This window comes from Achromobacter sp. JUb104, from assembly GCF_024806975.1.
GTDB classification, from domain to species: domain Bacteria; phylum Pseudomonadota; class Gammaproteobacteria; order Burkholderiales; family Burkholderiaceae_B; genus Achromobacter; species Achromobacter spanius.
In genome coordinates, this window is record NZ_JANUEY010000001.1 from 1392897 (window position 1) to 1410013 (window position 17117).

Below are 17117 nucleotides of genomic sequence, written 5' to 3' on the forward strand. Positions count from 1 at the left end.
ATGTTGGCCGCGGCGGTGGGGGGCACGGCCTGGGCGGGCACCGCCATCCAGGGAATCATCGTCAACCCCATCACCACCGGCGGTTTGACGCCGGCCTCGGTCGATGCAAATTCCATTGCCATTGGCGGCGGATTCGGTGCTACGGCAACGAACGTCAGCGTGGCGATTGGCGACGCGTCGGTTGCCACCGGCACCAACTCGGTCGCCGTGGGCCGCCTGGCCATCGTGACCGGCAACAACGCGACGGGCGTGGGTTCGTCGACAACGGCCAGCGGCATTGGCGCCACGGCCTTCGGCTCGGGCGCCTCGGCAAGCGCCAACAACACGCTGGCGGTGGGCGCATCGGCGTCCGCTTCGAACACCAGCGCCACGGCGGTGGGCCAGGGCGCTTCCGCGTCGGGCAACAGTTCGTCGGCGTTCGGCACGGGCGCGTCGGCACTGGGGGCCAGTTCCGTGGCCCTGGGACAGAACTCAACGTCGGCCGGAAACAGCTCTATTGCATTGGGCCAATTGTCCAGCACGTCCGCCGGTAACGCAGTGTCTATCGGCGTGTCGTCAACGGCCACGGCGACGGGCGCGGTGGCGGTGGGCTCTTCCGCCGAGGCGCGTGGTATTTCGGCGTTTGCCGGGGGTATCAATGCGCAGGCCCTGAACCAGAACTCGTTGGCCATCGGGTCCAGCGCCGTTGCCGGCGCTTTGGTGGGGGCGCCCATCAACGACACGGCCTTGGGCAATAACGCGCTGGCCAGCGGCGGCAGTTCGTTGGCCGCGGGCAATGGCGCGCGTGCCACGGCGGCGGGCGCCGTGGGGCTGGGCGGCAACTCGACCAGCGGCGCGTCGGCGGCGGCCATCAACGCCGTTGCGATAGGCGGGCAGTCGTCGGTGACGGCGGCGGCAACGTCGGGCATCGCCATCGGGCGGGATGCGCGCGCCATCGGCGCGTTCGGCATTGCGGTGGGCGATGGGGCCCGATCCAACGCCACCGGCCAGAACGTGGCGATTGGTTCGTCGGGCACCGCTGCCAACGCGGCCACGGCAACGGGCGGCGCGGTGGCCATTGGACGGCAACAGACCGCCACTGGGGATGGCGCGGTGGCCATCGGCGACCCCAACATCGCCACCGGCACCGGCGCGGTTGCCGTGGGCGCCGACAACACGGCGACGGCAGCAGGCGCCGTGGCCATCGGCAATACCAACTCGGCGGTAACGCCCGGGGCGGTGGCCTTGGGCTCGGGCTCGCAGGCCAGCGGCGGCAACGGGGCGTTTGGGGCCGGCTTTTTGTCGAATGCGGCAGGCCGTGGTGCCGTCTCCATCGGCAACACCAACCCGGCGACAGGGCAAGGCGCGGTCGCCATTGGTGACCTGAACACGGCGTCGGGGCTGGCGTCCATCGCCATCGGCTCGGGCTCATTGGCAACATCGGGCAGCACCATCGCCTTGGGCTATCAGGCCGCCGCCACGGCGGGGCAGGCAGTCGCCATCGGTTATCAAAGCGTCACCGCCGGCACCAACAGCGTCACGGTGGGCTATCAAAGTGCCGCCGCCGGGTCGAACTCGGTGGCGATGGGGGCCAACGCCATCGCGTCGGGCACGTCGTCGGTCGCGATCGGCCGGGGAGCCATTGCCCAGGGGCTTGAAGACACCTTCATCGGCGTAGGCGCCGGCACGGGCACGCTCGCAAGCCGTGGCCAGAACACGGCAATCGGCGCCTACGCCGGAACGCTGGCCACGGGCGAAGGCACCACCGCCATCGGCCAGGATGCGGGTCAGAACGTGTCGGGTGACGACAACCTGGCGGCGGGTCGTGGGGCCGGCAGCAACGTCACGGCGGACCGCACCGTGGCCTTGGGTTATCTGGCCAATACCAACATCGCGAACTCGGTGGCGCTGGGTAGTAACTCATCCACCACGGCGGCGCTTTCCACCAGCACGGCCGGCACGACGTCCTACGGCAGCGCGACCATCAGCGGCAATACCTACAACTTCGGGGGTGGCCAGGGCACGCCCACTGGCGTTGTCAGCGTGGGCGATGCGGGTTCGGTGCGCCGCATCCAGCGCGTGGCCACCGGCTTGCTCAGTTCGAGCAGCACGGACGCGGTCAACGGCTCGCAGCTTTTCGCGGTGGCCCAGCAGGTGGCGGCAATCTCGCCTACCCCAACGAACTACTTCAACGCCAACTCCACCGTAGCGGGGCTTGGTAGCAACACGCGGGCGAACTCGGGGGCGACGGGCACAGACGCCATCGCCATTGGCGGCAGCGCCAGCGCGGCGGGCCTGAATGCCACGGCGATCGGCAGGGCGGCAACGGCATCGGGCGGGGGCTCCATCGCCTTGGGCGACGCGGCGCAAACAGCCGGCATCAACGCCATTGCGCTGGGTGCCGGCGCCACCGCCGGCGTGCCGGGCGCGGTGGCGCTGGGCGCGGGCTCGGCAGGCGCAACCAACGTGGTGACCAGCGGCGTGGTGTCACCCAGCTCGGCAGGCCCCATCGCGGGTGTTGCGTTCAACAACACGGCCAACATGGCGATTGGCGCGATATCGGTCGGTACGCCCAGCGCCAAGCGCCAGATCAAGAACGTGGCCGACGGCTCGGATTCCAATGACGCCGTGACAGTGCGGCAGATGACGGCGGTGGCCAGCGCCGCGAACTCGGGCATGAACAACCTGGGCACCAGCGTCGCCACCAACCTGGGCGGCGGCGCGACCTACACCGCCGCCTCGGGCACCATCGGCACCCCCACCTACAGCGTGCAGGGCACGTCCTTCACCAACGTGGGCACGGCGCTGGGTGGTTTGGATTCGGCGGTGACCGACCTGGTCACCGGCAAGATCGGCCCGTTTGTTTCGGACAACAGCGTGACGACGGTGCAGGCGGTGTCGTCGGGCGCCAGCGCGGCGGCGGGCGGTTTTGGGTCGTCGGCCACGGGCGCGGCGTCCACGGTGCTGGGCAACCAGTCCACCGACAACGCGGTCGCCAACTCCACCATCGTGGGACAAGGCGCGTCGGTGGTCGCGGGGCTTACGGGGTCCAACGTGGTGCTGGGCCAGGGCTCCAGCGCGGCGCTGGGCGCTCAGACAGGCTACACCGCGTTCGGCCTGGCGGCGTTGCAGAACTCCAGCGGTGAGGTGTCGGTGGGATCGGGGGCCAGCCGCCGCCAGATCACCAACGTGGCGGCGGGCAGCGCGCTGACAGATGCCGTCAACGTGGGGCAACTGAGCGGCGCGGCGTCGAACCTGGGTTCCAGCATTGCCACCGGCCTGGGAGGCGGCGCGACCTACAACGCTGCATCAGGTGCGATCAGCACGCCGTCATATACCGTGCAAGGCATGGCGTACGACGATGTCGGCGCGGCGCTGGAAAGCGCGGATGAGGCCATCAGCAATCTGGTGGCGGGCGAGTCGGGTCCGTTCGTCTCGGACAACAGCGTTACCGCGACGCAGGCCGTGGCATCCGGCACGAATGCCAGCGCGGGCGGCTTTGGCGCGTCGGCCACGGGCGCCGCCTCGACCGTCGTGGGCAACCAGGCCAGGGACAACGCGGTCGCCAACTCGACTGTCGTGGGGCAGGGCGCGTCCATAGCCACGGGGCTCTCGGGAGCCAACGTTGCCCTGGGCCAAGGCTCCGAGGCGGCCACGGGGTCGCAGACGGGCTACACGGCGTTTGGCTTGACCATGCCGCAGAACTCGGGCGGCGAAGTGTCGGTGGGTTCGGCCTCTACCCGCCGCAAGATCACCAACGTGGCGGCCGGCCTTGCGCCGACCGACGCCGTGAACGTGGGGCAGTTGAGCGGGGCGGCGTCCAACCTGGGCACCGCCATGGCGGCCCGCCTGGGCGGCGGGGCCGTTTACGACGGCGCGGCAGGAACGATCAGCGCGCCCAGCTACACCATTCAAGGCATGGCGTACAACGACGTCGGCGCGGCATTTGGCGGCGCGGACACCGCTATCAGCGGCCTGTTGGCGGGTGATGCCGGGCCCTTTGTATCGGATCACAGCGTCACCATGGCGCAAGCGGTGGCCTCTGGCGCGAACGCCAGCGCAGGTGGCTTTGGCGCCATCGCCACGGGTCCGGGTTCCACGGTGTACGGCAATCAGGCCAATGACAATGGCGTGGCCGGCTCGGCAATATTGGGCCAGGGCGCGTTTGTCGACGCTGGCGTGACGGGTTCGAACGTGGTCCTGGGGCAGGATTCGTCGGCCGTGGTGGGCGCGCAGGGCGGCTACACCGCCTTCGGCTTGTCTGCGTCGCAAACGTCCATCGGCGAAGTATCGGTGGGCACCGCCGCCGGGCGGCGCCAGATCACCAACGTGGCGGCCGGCAGCGCGCCGACCGATGCCGTCAACGTGGCGCAACTGACGGGAGTTTCCACCGCCGCCACGGCAGGCCTGGGTACCTTGGGTTCCAGCTTGGCGTCCAGCCTGGGAGGGGGATCCACGTACGATCCCATCGGCCAGACGGTGACTGCGCCAAGCTACGGTGTGCAAGGGGCGACGTATTCAAACGTCGGTGGCGCGATCAGTGGACTGGACTCGGCGGTAAACAGCATCAGCAGCGGCGCTGTTGGTCCGTTCGTATCGGATAACAGCGTGACGGCAACGCAAGCGGTTGCCTCCGGCGCCAATGCGTCGGCAGGCGGCTTCGGTGCGTCGGCCACGGGTGCGGCGTCGACCGTGGTCGGTAATCAGGCAACGGATAACGGGGTTGCGGATTCGACGGCGCTTGGACAAGGCGCAACGATCACGGCGGGCCTGACGGGTTCGAACGTGGCGCTGGGGCAAGGCTCGGTCGCTGTCGTCGGTGCTGAAAGCGGCTACACCGCAATCGGATTGGCGGCGGCGCAAAATTCCAGCGGCGAAGTGTCGTTGGGATCGGCGGGTGCAGAACGCAAGATCACGAATCTTGCGGCAGGCAGCGCGGCGACTGATGCGGTCAACGTTGGCCAACTGACCGGGGTGGCCAGTGCAGCAACAACTGGCCTGAGCACCCTGGGTTCCAGCGTGGCGACCAATCTGGGCGGCGGATCGGCTTTTGATCCGGCGACTGGTACGGTGACTGCGCCAAGCTACGGTGTGCAAGGCACGACTCATTCAAACCTGGGCGGCGCTATCGGCGGCCTGGATACGGCGGTGACCGGCCTGAGCACCGGTAAGACTGGCGCGTTCGTATCGGACAACAGCGTGACGGCGGCACAAGCCGTTGCGTCTGGCGCTGATGCGTCGGCGGGCGGCTTCGGCGCGTCGGCGACGGGTGCGGCGTCGACCGTCGTGGGTAATCAAGCGACTGACAACGGCGTTGCCAATTCGACGGTGCTGGGCCAAGGCGCAACCATCACGGCGGGCCTCACCGGTTCCAACGTGGCGCTGGGGCAAGGCTCGGTTGCTGTCGTCGGTGCTGAAACTGGCTACACCGCAATCGGCCTGTCGGCGGCGCAAAATTCCAACGGCGAAGTGTCGCTGGGATCGGCGGGCGCCGAACGCAAGATCACGAATCTTGCCGCCGGCAGCGCCGCAAGCGATGCGGTCAACGTGGGCCAACTGGCGGGTGTTGCCAATGCCGCAACAACCGGGCTGAGCACGTTGGGTTCCAGCGTGGCGTCCAATCTGGGCGGCGGATCGGCGTTCGATCCGGCGACGGGCACGGTCACTGCGCCAGCCTACGGTGTGCAAGGGGCGACGTATTCAAACGTCGGCGGTGCGATCAGCGGATTGGACTCGGCGGTCAGCAGCATCAGCAGCGGCGACACTGGCCCGTTCGTGTCCGATAACGGCGTGACGGCGGCGCAGGCGATCGCGTCCGGCGGGAATGCGTCGGCGGGCGGCTTCGGCGCGTCGGCCATGGGTGCGGCGTCGACCGTCGTCGGCAACCAGGCAACGGATAACGGTGTTGCGGATTCCACGGTGCTTGGCCAAGGCGCGACGATCACGGCGGGCCTGACCGGTTCGAACGTGGCGTTGGGTCAAGGTTCGGTGGCGGCAGTCGGCGCTGAAACTGGCTACACGGCCATCGGCCTGTCGGCCCCGCAAAATTCCAGCGGCGAAGTGTCGCTGGGATCGGCCGGTAGCGAACGCAAGATCACGAATCTTGCGGCAGGCAGCGCGGCGACCGATGCGGTCAACGTCGGCCAACTGACCGGCGTAGCCACTGCGGCAACAACCGGGCTGAGCACGCTGGGTTCCAGCGTGGCGACCAATCTGGGCGGCGGGTCGGCGTTCGATCCGGCGAACGGCACGGTGACTGCGCCGGCTTACGGAGTACAGGGAACCACCCACTCGAACCTGGGCAGCGCGATCGGCGGGCTGGACACGGCGGTGACGAGTATCAGCAGCGGCAAGTCCGGCCCGTTCGTATCGGACAACAGCGTGACGGCGGCCCAAGCTATTGCCTCTGGCGCCGATGCGTCGGCAGGCGGGTTTGGTGCGTCGGCGACGGGGGCGGCGTCGACCGTCGTCGGTAACCAGGCGACGGATAACGGCGTTGCCAACTCAACGGTGCTTGGCCAAGGCGCAACCATCACGGCGGGCCTGACCGGTTCCAACGTGGCGTTGGGTCAAGGCTCGGTCGCGGCAGTTGGTTCGGAAACCGGTTACTCCGCATTCGGTCTGTCGACTGCCCAAAATTCCAGCGGCGAAGTGTCGCTGGGATCGGCGGGCGCCGAACGCAAGATCACGAATCTTGCCGCCGGCAGCGCCGCAAGCGATGCGGTCAACGTTGGCCAACTGGCGGGTGTCGCCATGGCCGCAACAACGGGCCTGAGCACCTTGGGTTCCAGCGTGGCGACCAATCTGGGCGGCGGATCGGCGTTTGATCCGGCGACGGGCACGGTCACTGCGCCAGCCTACGGTGTGCAAGGGGCGACGTATTCAAACGTCGGCGGTGCGATCAGCGGATTGGACTCGGCGGTCAGCAGCATCAGCAGCGGCGACATCGGTCCGTTCGTGTCCGATAACGGCGTGACGGCCGCGCAGGCGGTTGCATCCGGCGCCAATGCGTCGGCGGGCGGCTTCGGCGCATCGGCCGCGGGGGCGGCGTCGACGGTCATTGGTAATCAAGCGACTGATAACGGTGTCGCTAACTCCACGGCGCTGGGCCAAGGCGCAACCATCACTGCGGGCCTGACCGGTTCCAACGTGGCGTTGGGTCAAGGCTCGGTCGCGGCAGTTGGTTCCGAAACCGGTTACTCCGCATTCGGCCTGTCGGCGGCGCAAACTTCCAGCGGCGAAGTGTCGCTGGGATCGGCAGGCGCCGAACGCAAGATCACGAATCTTGCCGCCGGCAGCGCCGCAAGCGATGCGGTCAACGTGAGCCAACTGACGGGTGTTGCCAATGCCGCAACAACCGGGCTGAGCACGTTGGGTTCCAGCGTGGCGTCCAATCTGGGCGGCGGATCGGCGTTCGATCCGGCGACGGGCACGGTTACTGCGCCGACTTACGGTGTGCAAGGCACGACCCATTCGAATCTGGGCAGCGCGATCGGCGGCCTGGATACGGCGGTGACCGGCCTTGGCACCGGTAAGGCTGGCCCGTCCGTATCGGACAACAGCGTGACGACGGTGCAAGCCGTCGCCTCTGGCGCGGATGCGTCGGCGGGCGGGTTCGGTGCGTCGGCGACGGGTGCGGCGTCGACTGTCATTGGTAACCAGGCAAGCGACAACGGCGTTGCCAATTCCACGGCGCTGGGCCAAGGCGCAATGATCTCGGCCGGCCTGAGCGGTTCGAACGTGGCGCTGGGTCAAGGTTCAGTCGCGGCAGTTGGCGCTGAAACCGCCTACTCCGCCATCGGCCTGTCGGCGGCGCAAAGTTCCAGCGGTGAAGTGTCGTTGGGATCGGCGGGTGCCGAACGCAAGATCACGAATCTTGCCGCCGGCAGCGCCGCAACCGATGCGGTCAACGTTGGGCAACTGACCGGCGTTGCCAACGCCGCGACAACGGGCCTGAGCACCTTGGGTATCAGCGTGGCGTCCAACCTTGGCGGCGGAGCGGCTTTCGATCCGGCAACTGGCACGCTTACGGCACCAAGCTACGGTGTCCAAGGCGCCACCTACTCGAACCTGGGTAGCGCCATCGGTGGCCTGGACTCAGCGGTCAGCTCGATTGCCAGCGGCAAGGGCGGACCGTTCGTCTCGGACAACAGCATCACCACCGCGCAGGCGCTGGCGTCGGGCGCGGACAGCGCGGCCGGCGGTTTCGGGGCCTCGGCAACGGGCGCGGCATCGACCGTTGTCGGCAATCAAGCGACGGATAACGCCGTTGCCAACTCCACGGTGCTGGGCCAGGGCGCAACGATCACGGCGGGCCTGACCGGCTCGAGCGTGGCGTTGGGCCAGGGTTCCACCGCGACGCTGGGCGCGCAAACCAACTACGCCGCCTTCGGCCTGTCCGCCGCGCAAAGCTCCGCGGGTGAAGTGTCGCTGGGCACAGCGGGGGCCGAGCGCAAGATCACCAACGTGGCGGCGGGCAGCGGCGCGACCGATGCCGTGAACGTGGCGCAGTTGCAGGGCTCGGCCGCGTTGCTGGGCGCCAGCGTGGCTGCCGGCCTGGGCGGAGGGGCGGCGTACGACCCGACCACGGGCCTGGTGTCCGGGCCCAGCTATACCGTGAACGGCAACACGTACACCAGCCTGGGCACGGCGATTGTCGGGCTGGATACGGTGGTGTCCCACATCAGCAGCGGCAAATCGGGGCCATTCGTGGCGGACACCACGGTGACGTCCGCGCAGCCCCTGGCGGCGGGTGCGAATAGCGCGGCGGGTGGTTTCGGCGCGTCGGCCAGCGGCGCGGGGTCTGTGGTGTTGGGCAATCAAGCCACGGATAACGGCGTGGCGAATTCCACGGCCTTGGGCCAGGGAGCCAGGATCACGGCGGGGCTGACCGGCTCCAACGTGGCCTTGGGCCAGGGTTCGGTGGCGTCGGTTGGTGCGCAGACGGCTTATGTCGCCTTCGGCTTGGCGGGCACGGTGGATTCGGCCGGCGAAGTGTCGGTGGGGTCTGCCGGCGGCTTGCGCAAGCTGACCAACCTGGCGCCGGGCAGCGACATGACGGACGCCGTCAACGTCCGCCAGTTGCAGCAGGTAAGCACGCGCCTGGGCGAAGTCGGTACCGACGCGCTGATGTGGGACCCCACGGCCAATGGCGGCGTCGGTGCGTACACGGCCGCGCACGGAAGCATCGGCGGACCCAGCATCATCACCAGCGTTGCGCCGGGCGTGCTCAGCGCAACCAGCTGGGACGCCGTGAACGGCGCGCAGTTGTTTGCCACCAACGAAGCGATGGCGCAGTTGGCCAGCGCGGTGAACGGCTACACCGGCACGTTGGATCCGGCTGTCAATGGCCAGGGTTCTCGTTATGAGCGGACCAACGACACCGGGATGACGCCCGGCAATGCCCATGCCAGGGGGCAGGGCGCGACCGCCATCGGCTACAACGCGCAGGCCGACGGCGCGGGCAGCCTGGCCTTGGGCGCCGACACGCAAGTCACCGTGGATGGCGGCGTCGCCATTGGGCAGGGCTCGGTCTCTGATCGCGCCACCGTAGTTCGCACCGGCAAGCGCGCCGTGGCGCCGGGGGCGTTCTCGGTGGGCGCGCCAGGCATGGAACGCCAGATCATCAACGTGGCCGACGGCACGCAGGCGCAGGACGCGGTGACGGTACGGCAGTTGCAAGGCGCCATCGCGTCGGTGGCGGTGACGGGCACCCAGTACTTCCACGCGAACAGTTCCCGCGTGGATTCACTGGCAGTGGGCACGGACGCGATCGCGGTCGGCCCGGAAACCGTGGTGAACGGTGACACGGGCATCGGCATGGGGCTGGCCGCGCAAGTGGACAGCACCGCCATCAATGGCATCGCCATCGGGTCATCCGCGCGCTCGGCGCTGGATTCGGCCATTGCCTTGGGCTCGTCCTCGTTGGCCGGCGGCTCGCAATCGATGGCATTCGGGGCCTCGGCGAGCGCCGCGGGTGATCGCAGTGTGGCGATGGGCGCAAGCGCCAGCGCGGCCGCGGCCAGTTCGGTGGCGCTGGGCTCGGGAGCGCAAGCCTTGCAAGCGGGCGACGTGGCGCTGGGCGCCGGGGCTATTGCCGACATGGGCGCGGCGCCGGCCTACACCGGCAAGTACTCGGGGGCGTCCAATAGCGTCGCCGGCACAGTGTCGGTGGGAACGGCTGGCGCCGAACGCACCGTCAGCAATGTGGGGGATGCGAAGAACGCCACCGACGCCGTGAACCTGCGGCAACTGGATGGCGCGGTCACGCAGGCCAACCGCTATACGGACCAGCAGATCGCCACGATCAATAGCGGCCTGACTCAGGGCGGCAGCGGAATGTTCCAGGTGAGCCAGACCAGCCCGACGACCGCGCCCACTGCCACCGGCGCGAACGCTACGGCGGGCGGCGCGGGCGCAGTGGCCTCGGCCAGCAACAGTACGGCGCTGGGTAACGCGGCGGAATCTCGCGGCGACAACTCGGTGGCCTTGGGCGCGGGCAGTTCGGATGGCGGGCGCGCGAACGTCGTGTCCGTCGGCGCGGCCGGCAAGGAACGGCAAGTGACCAACGTGGCGGCCGGCACGGCGCAGACGGACGCGGTCAACGTGCAGCAGTTGAACGCCGCCAAACAGGGCTCGGTGCAGTACGCCACCAAACCCGGCACCGACACGGTGGACTACAGCCGGGTCACGCTGGGCAACGGCGGCGCGCCGGTCACGCTGAGCAATGTGGCGGCCGGGGTCGAGAACACCGACGCCGTCAACGTGCAGCAGCTCAACGCGGGCATGGGCGGCGCGGTGCAGCAGTCCAACGCCTACACCGACGGCAAGTTCCAGAACCTGCGCAACGACGTGGATCGCTATCGGCGTGATGCGTCCGGTGGCACGGCCACGGCGCTGGCGGTGGCGGGTCTGGCGCAAGCGTACCTGCCGGGTCGGGGCATGTTCTCGATCGCGGGCAGCACGTACGACGGCCAGCAAGGCTTCGCGATGGGCTTGTCGACAGTGTCGGGCAATGGCAAGTGGGTCTACAAGATGTCCGGTTCCACCAACACGCGCGGCACTTTCGGCGCGGTGATCGGGGCAGGCTACCAGTGGTAAGGGCTTGCCGGCCCGCAGGCTTGGTGCCTGCGGGCCGGTGCTGGTGCCCATGCAGTGATTTTCTCCGCAGTGCTTTTTTGCAGTGCTACTTGCAGTGCTACCTATACATAGCGAGGACTTATGCAACACACGACTCTGATCTCCCGTGGCGCGCGCGCCGGCCTTTTGTGCGGCGCCATGCTGTTCGCCGCGCCAGCACTGGCGGACCCGTCGCTGGACAGCGCCGTGACAGCGGCCAAGCAATGGGCGTCGATGTCGGATTCCGGTTCCACGGACAAGATGTGGGGCGCCAGCAGCGACATCATGAAACAGCGCATCGACAAGCAGGGCTGGTCGGCTTATCTGGGCCAGGTACGCGCCGAGGTGGGCCGCAACGCCGGGCGCGAATGGTTGCAGGTGGTGCGCGTGTCGGACCCCGCCGACCTGCCGCAAGGGCAATATGTGAACGTCATCTTCAGCACCCAGTTCCGCAACATGCCGGCCACCGAGACGGTATCGATGGTGGCTAGCAAGAACCGCTGGGTGCCGATGGGCTACGTGGTGCGCAAGGTGGCGCCCGACGGCCAGACCATCATGCAGTAAGCCTGGCTAAGGGTTTTCCCCTCATTAGAAAAGGTAATCTGGAAGATAAGAAATAAGAATTTTTCTTATGGTGGGGCCGGGGCTATAACGACTGGCTGATTAGCCTCAACCACCTTAAGAGAGACAAGCATGAGGGGAAAACCTGCGACGGGGCACCAGCCGGTGCGTGCGTCTACCGCCGCTTTTGTCGGCACCATGATCGAGTGGTACGACTTCTACATTTACGCCACCGCGGCCGCGCTGGTGTTCGGCAAGTTGTTCTTCCCGTCGGCCTCGGGCTTTTACGGAACGCTTGCCGCCTTCGGCACGTTTGCGGTGGGCTTTTTTGCGCGGCCCTTGGGCGGCGCCATCTTCGGCCATATCGGCGACAAGATCGGCCGCAAGAAATCGCTGGTGATCACCTTGGTGATGATGGGCACGGTAACCGTGCTGATCGGCCTGTTGCCCACCCACGCATCGATTGGCGTGTGGGCGCCCGTGCTGCTGATCCTGCTGCGTATCGTGCAAGGGATCGCGGTGGGAGGCGAGTGGGGTGGCGCGGTGCTGATGGCGGGTGAACATTCGCCGGACAAAGCCAAGCGCACGTTCTTTGCGTCTTTCGCGCAACTGGGCAGCCCGGCGGGTTTGATCCTGTCGATGCTGATGTTCAAGCTGGTGACGGGTCTGGACGACGAGGCCTTTCTGAGCTGGGGCTGGCGCGTGCCGTTCCTGTTTTCGGCCGTGCTGCTGGTGGTGGGTTTCGTGATTCGCCTGAGCGTCAATGAATCGCCCGATTTCGTTGCCGAGCAGGCGGCGCAAGCCACGCGCGCCAAATCCGCCACCACGTCACGGCCCCATAAGCCTGCCCAGACCCCGCTTGCCCAAGTGCTGCGCGGTGCGCCGGGCCTGCTGGCGCTGGCGGTCGGCGCCAACGTGCTGGGCATTGCGGGCTTCTATTTCACCAATACCTTCATGATCGCCTACACCACGCAGTACGTGGGCTTGGACCGGGCGGTGATCCTGGACTGCCTGCTGCTCGTGTCGATCATGCAGTTTTTCATTACGCCGCTGTCGGCCTACATCGCCAGCCGCGTGGGCAACCTGCGCTTTCTGGGCGTCATGGCCTTCGCGTCGATCTTCACGCCCTACGCCATGTTCAACCTGGTCGACCAGGGCTCGCTTACCAGTATTACGCTGGGGGTCGGCGTGGCGGTACTCTTCATGGGCGCCTACTACGCCGTTATCGCGGGCTATGTCAGCGACAGCTTTCCGACGGCCATCCGCTACACCGGCATCTCGATGGCCTACCAGTTGTCGGGCGCCATCTTCGGCGGCCTGACGCCCTTGCTGGGCACGGTGCTGGCCGAGAATTTCAAGGGGCAGTGGTGGCCGTTGGCGCTGCTGTTCTCGGCGATTTCGTTGCTTTCCCTGGTTTCCGTTTTGCTGCTGGGCAATGCCGGCCAGCGCACCGAGCAACTTCACCTGAAGGATCAGCAAGCATGAAGGCTTTTTTTCACGACGAGCAGAAGCTGCATCATCCGCAGACCTATTTTTCACGCGGCAAGATGCGCACCCCGCAGGAAGTGCCGGCGCGTCTGGATGGCTTGGTGCAGGCGGCTCGCAAACTGGGCTTTGACGTGCAGGCGCCTGAAGACAATGGCGCGGGCGCCATCTCGGCCGTACACAGCCTGGACTACCTGCGCTTTCTGCAAAGCGCCCATGAAGACTGGATGAAGCTGCCGGGCGATTGGGGCGGCGAAGTGGTGTCGAACGTCTTCGTGCGCGAACCCAACGCCTTGCGGGGCGTGCTCGCCAAGGCGGGGCGCTATCTGGCCGACGGCAGTTGCCCGGTCGGGCCGCAAACCTGGCAGTCGGCCTATTGGTCGGCGCAGTGCGCGGTGTCGGGCGCCGACGCCTTGCTGGCCGGCGACCCGCACGCCTACGCCATCTGCCGCCCGCCCGGCCACCACGCCCGGCGCGACGCGGCCGGCGGCTTCTGCTACCTGAACAACGCCGCCATTGCCGCGCAGCGCTTGACGTCCAAGTTTCCGCGCGTGGCCATCCTGGACACCGACATGCACCACGGCCAGGGCATCCAGGAAATTTTCTACGAACGCAGCGATGTGCTGTACGTGTCGATCCACGGCGACCCCGAAAACTTCTACCCGGTGGTTGCCGGTTTTGAAGACGAGCGCGGCGCGGGCGAGGGCTACGGCTACAACATCAACCTGCCCATGCCGCATGGCTCGCCGGAATCCGTGTTCTTTGACCGCCTTGCGCAAGCGCGCCGCGCCATTGAACTGTTCCAGCCCGATGCGCTGGTGCTGTCCTTGGGATTCGATATTTTCGAGAAGGACCCGCAAGCCATGGTCAGCGTGACCGAAGACGGCTTTGAACGGCTGGGCCGCGAGGTGGGCGGCCTGCGCCTGCCGACGCTGATCGTGCAGGAAGGCGGCTACTATATCGACGGATTGGAATCCAACGCGTCGCGCTTCTTCGCGGGGCTGGCCGGCGTTTGAAGCGTCGGGCATCGGCCGGGCCGGCGTGGATTCCACCCGGCCTTTTTTTTCGACCCCGTCCGCCACGCCATGCCCGAAACGCCTGTCCGCACTCCGCCGTCGCTGCCGCTTGCCCCTGAACGCATGGACTGGAACCTGCTGCGCACGTTCATGTTCGTCGTGCAAGAGCGCGGCGTGGGCCGGGCCGCGCAAGCGCTGCACCTGAGCCAGCCGGCGGTGAGCCAGGCGCTGAAACGCCTGGAAGACGCAGTGGGCGGCCTGCTGCTGCATCGGCGCAACGGCGAATTCCGCCTGACGGGCCTGGGCGACGAAATCTACGCCATCGCGCGCGACATGTACGGCACGATGGCGCGCATTGAAAACGCCGCCACGCAGGACCGGGCCGAAATTGCCGGCACCTTGCGGCTGCTGGTGATGAGCAAGGTGCAAAGCCCGGCCTACGACGACTTCCTGGCGCAGTTTCATCGGCGCTATCCCAAGATTGAATTCCACGTTGACGTGCTGCCCAGCGCCGCCATTCTGGACGCGCTGGCCAAGCGCGTGCCCGCCTTGGGCATCTGCCTGTGCCGCAAGCCGGTCGACGCGCTGGAGCGCCGGCTGTTCCTGCGGCACCACTACGCCGTCGTTTGCGGCCGCCATCATCCGCTGTTTTCAAAGCCGCGCGTCAGTCTTGAAGACCTGATGGACCAGAACTTTGTATGCTTCGCCAGCGACCAGATTGGAGATACGCTGTCGCCCTTGACGATCTTTCGCGATCAGCAGGGGTTTACGGGACGCATCGTGGGCACGTCGCCGAACATTGAAGAGATACGCCGCATGGTGGTGGCGGGCATCGGCTTGAGCTTTCTGCCGGAGCACCTGATCCGCCAGGACGTGATGGGCGGCGACCTGCGCCGGCTGCCACCCGCCGAGTCGGTCGCCGAGATCGATGTGTTCCTCACCTGGCACAAGCAGCGCAAGCTGACGGCGGTGGAAGTGGCCTATCTAAGCGCGTTTGATCGTTTTCTGAACCGCACGCCGCTGGATTCGCGCGCGGGTTGAAACCTTGAATTCAATAACAGGCGGGGCAGGTGATCCACACCAACCCCGCCATCACCGCACTTTCTGGAGAGACAAATGACTGAACCGAAGAAACCCAATTGGCGTTTGGAAACCGTGGCCGTGCATGGCGGCTACCGCCCGGATCCGACGACGCGCGCCGTCGCGGTGCCCATCTACCAGACCGTGGCCTACGCGTTTGACGACACGCAGCATGGCGCGGACCTGTTCGACCTGAAGGTGCCGGGCAACATCTATACCCGCATCATGAACCCCACGACCGACGTGCTGGAGCAGCGCGTGGCGGCCCTGGAAGGCGGTATTGCGGCGCTGGCGCTGGCCTCGGGCCAGTCGGCCGTCACCTACGCCATCATGACCATCGCCGAAGCGGGCGACAACATCGTGTCGTCCAGCACGCTGTACGGCGGCACCTACAACCTGTTTGCGCACACGCTGCCGCAATACGGCATCACCACGCGCTTTGCCAACCCCAGCGACCTGGCCGCCTTCGAAGCGCAGATCGACGACCGCACCAAGGCCATCTTCGCGGAATCGGTCGGCAACCCGCTGGGCAACATCACCGACATCGCCGCGCTGGCCGAACTGGCGCACCGCCACGGCCTGCCGCTGATCGTGGACAACACCGTGCCGTCGCCGTACCTGCTGCGCCCCATCGAGCACGGCGCGGACATCGTGGTGCAGTCGCTGACCAAGTACCTGGGCGGACACGGCACCAGCCTGGGTGGCGCCATCATTGATTCGGGCAAGTTCCCGTGGGCCGAGCACAAGGCCCGCTTCAAACGCCTGAACGAGCCGGACATCAGCTACCACGGCGTGGTCTACACCGAAGCCTTCGGCGCGGCCGCCTACATCGGCCGCGCGCGCGTCGTGCCGCTGCGCAACACCGGCGCGGCGATTTCACCGTTCAACTCGTTCCAGATTCTGCAAGGCATCGAAACGCTGGCGCTGCGCGTGGACCGCATTGTTGAAAACGCGGTGAAGGTCGCGAACTTCCTGCGCGAACACCCGAAGGTGGAATGGGTCAACTACGCCGGCCTGCCGGACCACCCCGATCACGCCCTGGCGCAGAAGTACCTGGGCGGCAAGGTGCCGGGCTTGTTCACGTTTGGCGTGAAGGGCGGCCGCGATGCCGGCGCGCGCTTCCAGGATGCGCTGCAACTGTTCACGCGCCTGGTCAACATTGGGGATTCGAAGTCGCTGGCGACGCACCCGGCGTCCACCACGCACCGCCAACTGAATCCGGAAGAGCTGCAAAAGGCCGGCGTGCGCGAAGAGACCGTGCGCTTGTCGATCGGCATTGAGCACATTGATGACCTGATCGCCGACCTGGAGCAGGCGCTGGCGCAAGTCTGACCGGGCTTATTTTCTGGCGTTCTTACCCGGCGCGGGGCAGACCACGGCGCGCAGCTTGCGCTGAACGGGGTCCCGCGCGACGGGGGCATTGTGTATGCCCGCCACTGGAATGGATTCCACCAAGGCGCCGGTGGCGTTGTTGCCGGCGTAGTGCCGGGTTTCAGTGACCGTATAGGTATCGGCGGTGCAGTTCAAGGTGATGGGCTGCGCAACCGATCCATAGCTTTGGCCCGTGGTTTCAGACACCCGGTGCTGTGCATAAAACCATGCGACCGTCACGGTCATGACCATGGGCTTTTCGGATAGGCGCGCAATTGACGCGCTGTCATAGAACACGCCGGGCATGGATTGGGGGTCTAGCGGGGTCCACAAGACATCGGGCGGAGCCGCCTGCACCGACGGCACGCAGGCGGCGACCCCGAGCAGTGCCAGGGCGATGGTAAGCAGTGCGTGCCTTGCGATCATGTCGGGGTTCCGTGGGTGGCCGGTGCAGCGTAAGAGTATGTCACGCCAGTATAGAGAACGTCGGCCAACACGCTATAGTTT

At 67.0% G+C, this 17117-nt stretch carries 7 protein-coding genes; 6 read left to right on the plus strand and 1 reads right to left on the minus strand.

Translation table 11 applies throughout. The features are described 5' to 3' along the window. The 6 genes from M2361_RS06400 to M2361_RS06425 all read left to right on the plus strand — a co-directional run bounded on the left by M2361_RS06400 (position 1) and on the right by M2361_RS06425 (position 16571). On the plus strand, positions 1–11079 hold the full coding sequence (locus M2361_RS06400; RefSeq protein WP_259247136.1) for a hypothetical protein: 11079 nt from the start codon (positions 1–3) through the stop codon (positions 11077–11079). Between the two features lie 120 nt (positions 11080–11199). Further along, a complete protein-coding gene (locus M2361_RS06405) occupies positions 11200–11661 on the plus strand; it encodes a DUF4019 domain-containing protein (RefSeq protein WP_259247137.1) in 462 nt (153 codons plus the stop codon). A gap of 129 nt (positions 11662–11790) precedes the next feature. Further along, the gene (locus tag M2361_RS06410) at positions 11791–13143 is read left to right on the plus strand and encodes an MFS transporter (protein WP_259247138.1); all 1353 of its coding nucleotides are present in this window, start codon (positions 11791–11793) and stop codon (positions 13141–13143) included. Further along, on the plus strand, positions 13140–14159 hold the full coding sequence (locus M2361_RS06415; protein ID WP_259247139.1) for a histone deacetylase family protein: 1020 nt from the start codon (positions 13140–13142) through the stop codon (positions 14157–14159). Before M2361_RS06410 ends, M2361_RS06415 begins: the two co-directional genes overlap by 4 nt. Positions 14160–14228: 69 nt before the next feature. After that, on the plus strand, positions 14229–15200 hold the full coding sequence (locus M2361_RS06420) for a LysR family transcriptional regulator (RefSeq protein ID WP_100855571.1): 972 nt from the start codon (positions 14229–14231) through the stop codon (positions 15198–15200). A gap of 75 nt (positions 15201–15275) precedes the next feature. Further along, entirely contained in the window at positions 15276–16571 is a 1296-nt protein-coding gene (locus tag M2361_RS06425; protein ID WP_259247140.1) for an O-acetylhomoserine aminocarboxypropyltransferase/cysteine synthase family protein, read from the plus strand. Positions 16572–16577: 6 nt separating this feature from the next. Here M2361_RS06425 and M2361_RS06430 read toward each other — a convergent pair whose 3' ends face one another. Then, positions 16578–17036 carry a surface-adhesin E family protein gene (locus M2361_RS06430; protein ID WP_259247142.1) on the minus strand — a complete coding sequence of 153 codons (459 nt, stop codon included), beginning with the start codon at positions 17034–17036 and terminating at the stop codon, positions 16578–16580. Between the last annotated feature and the right edge of the window lie 81 nt (positions 17037–17117).

Bases quoted from the DNA above. Each gene is read 5' to 3' on its own strand.
- M2361_RS06405 (WP_259247137.1), top strand. From the start codon at position 11,200: ATGCAACACACGACTCTGATCTCCCGTGGCGCGCGCGCCGGCCTTTTG.
- M2361_RS06400 (WP_259247136.1), top strand. From the start codon at position 1: ATGTTGGCCGCGGCGGTGGGGGGCACGGCCTGGGCGGGCACCGCCATC.
- M2361_RS06425 (WP_259247140.1), top strand. From the start codon at position 15,276: ATGACTGAACCGAAGAAACCCAATTGGCGTTTGGAAACCGTGGCCGTG.
- M2361_RS06430 (WP_259247142.1), bottom strand. From the start codon at position 17,036: ATGATCGCAAGGCACGCACTGCTTACCATCGCCCTGGCACTGCTCGGG.
- M2361_RS06415 (WP_259247139.1), top strand. From the start codon at position 13,140: ATGAAGGCTTTTTTTCACGACGAGCAGAAGCTGCATCATCCGCAGACC.
- M2361_RS06420 (WP_100855571.1), top strand. From the start codon at position 14,229: ATGCCCGAAACGCCTGTCCGCACTCCGCCGTCGCTGCCGCTTGCCCCT.
- M2361_RS06410 (WP_259247138.1), top strand. From the start codon at position 11,791: ATGAGGGGAAAACCTGCGACGGGGCACCAGCCGGTGCGTGCGTCTACC.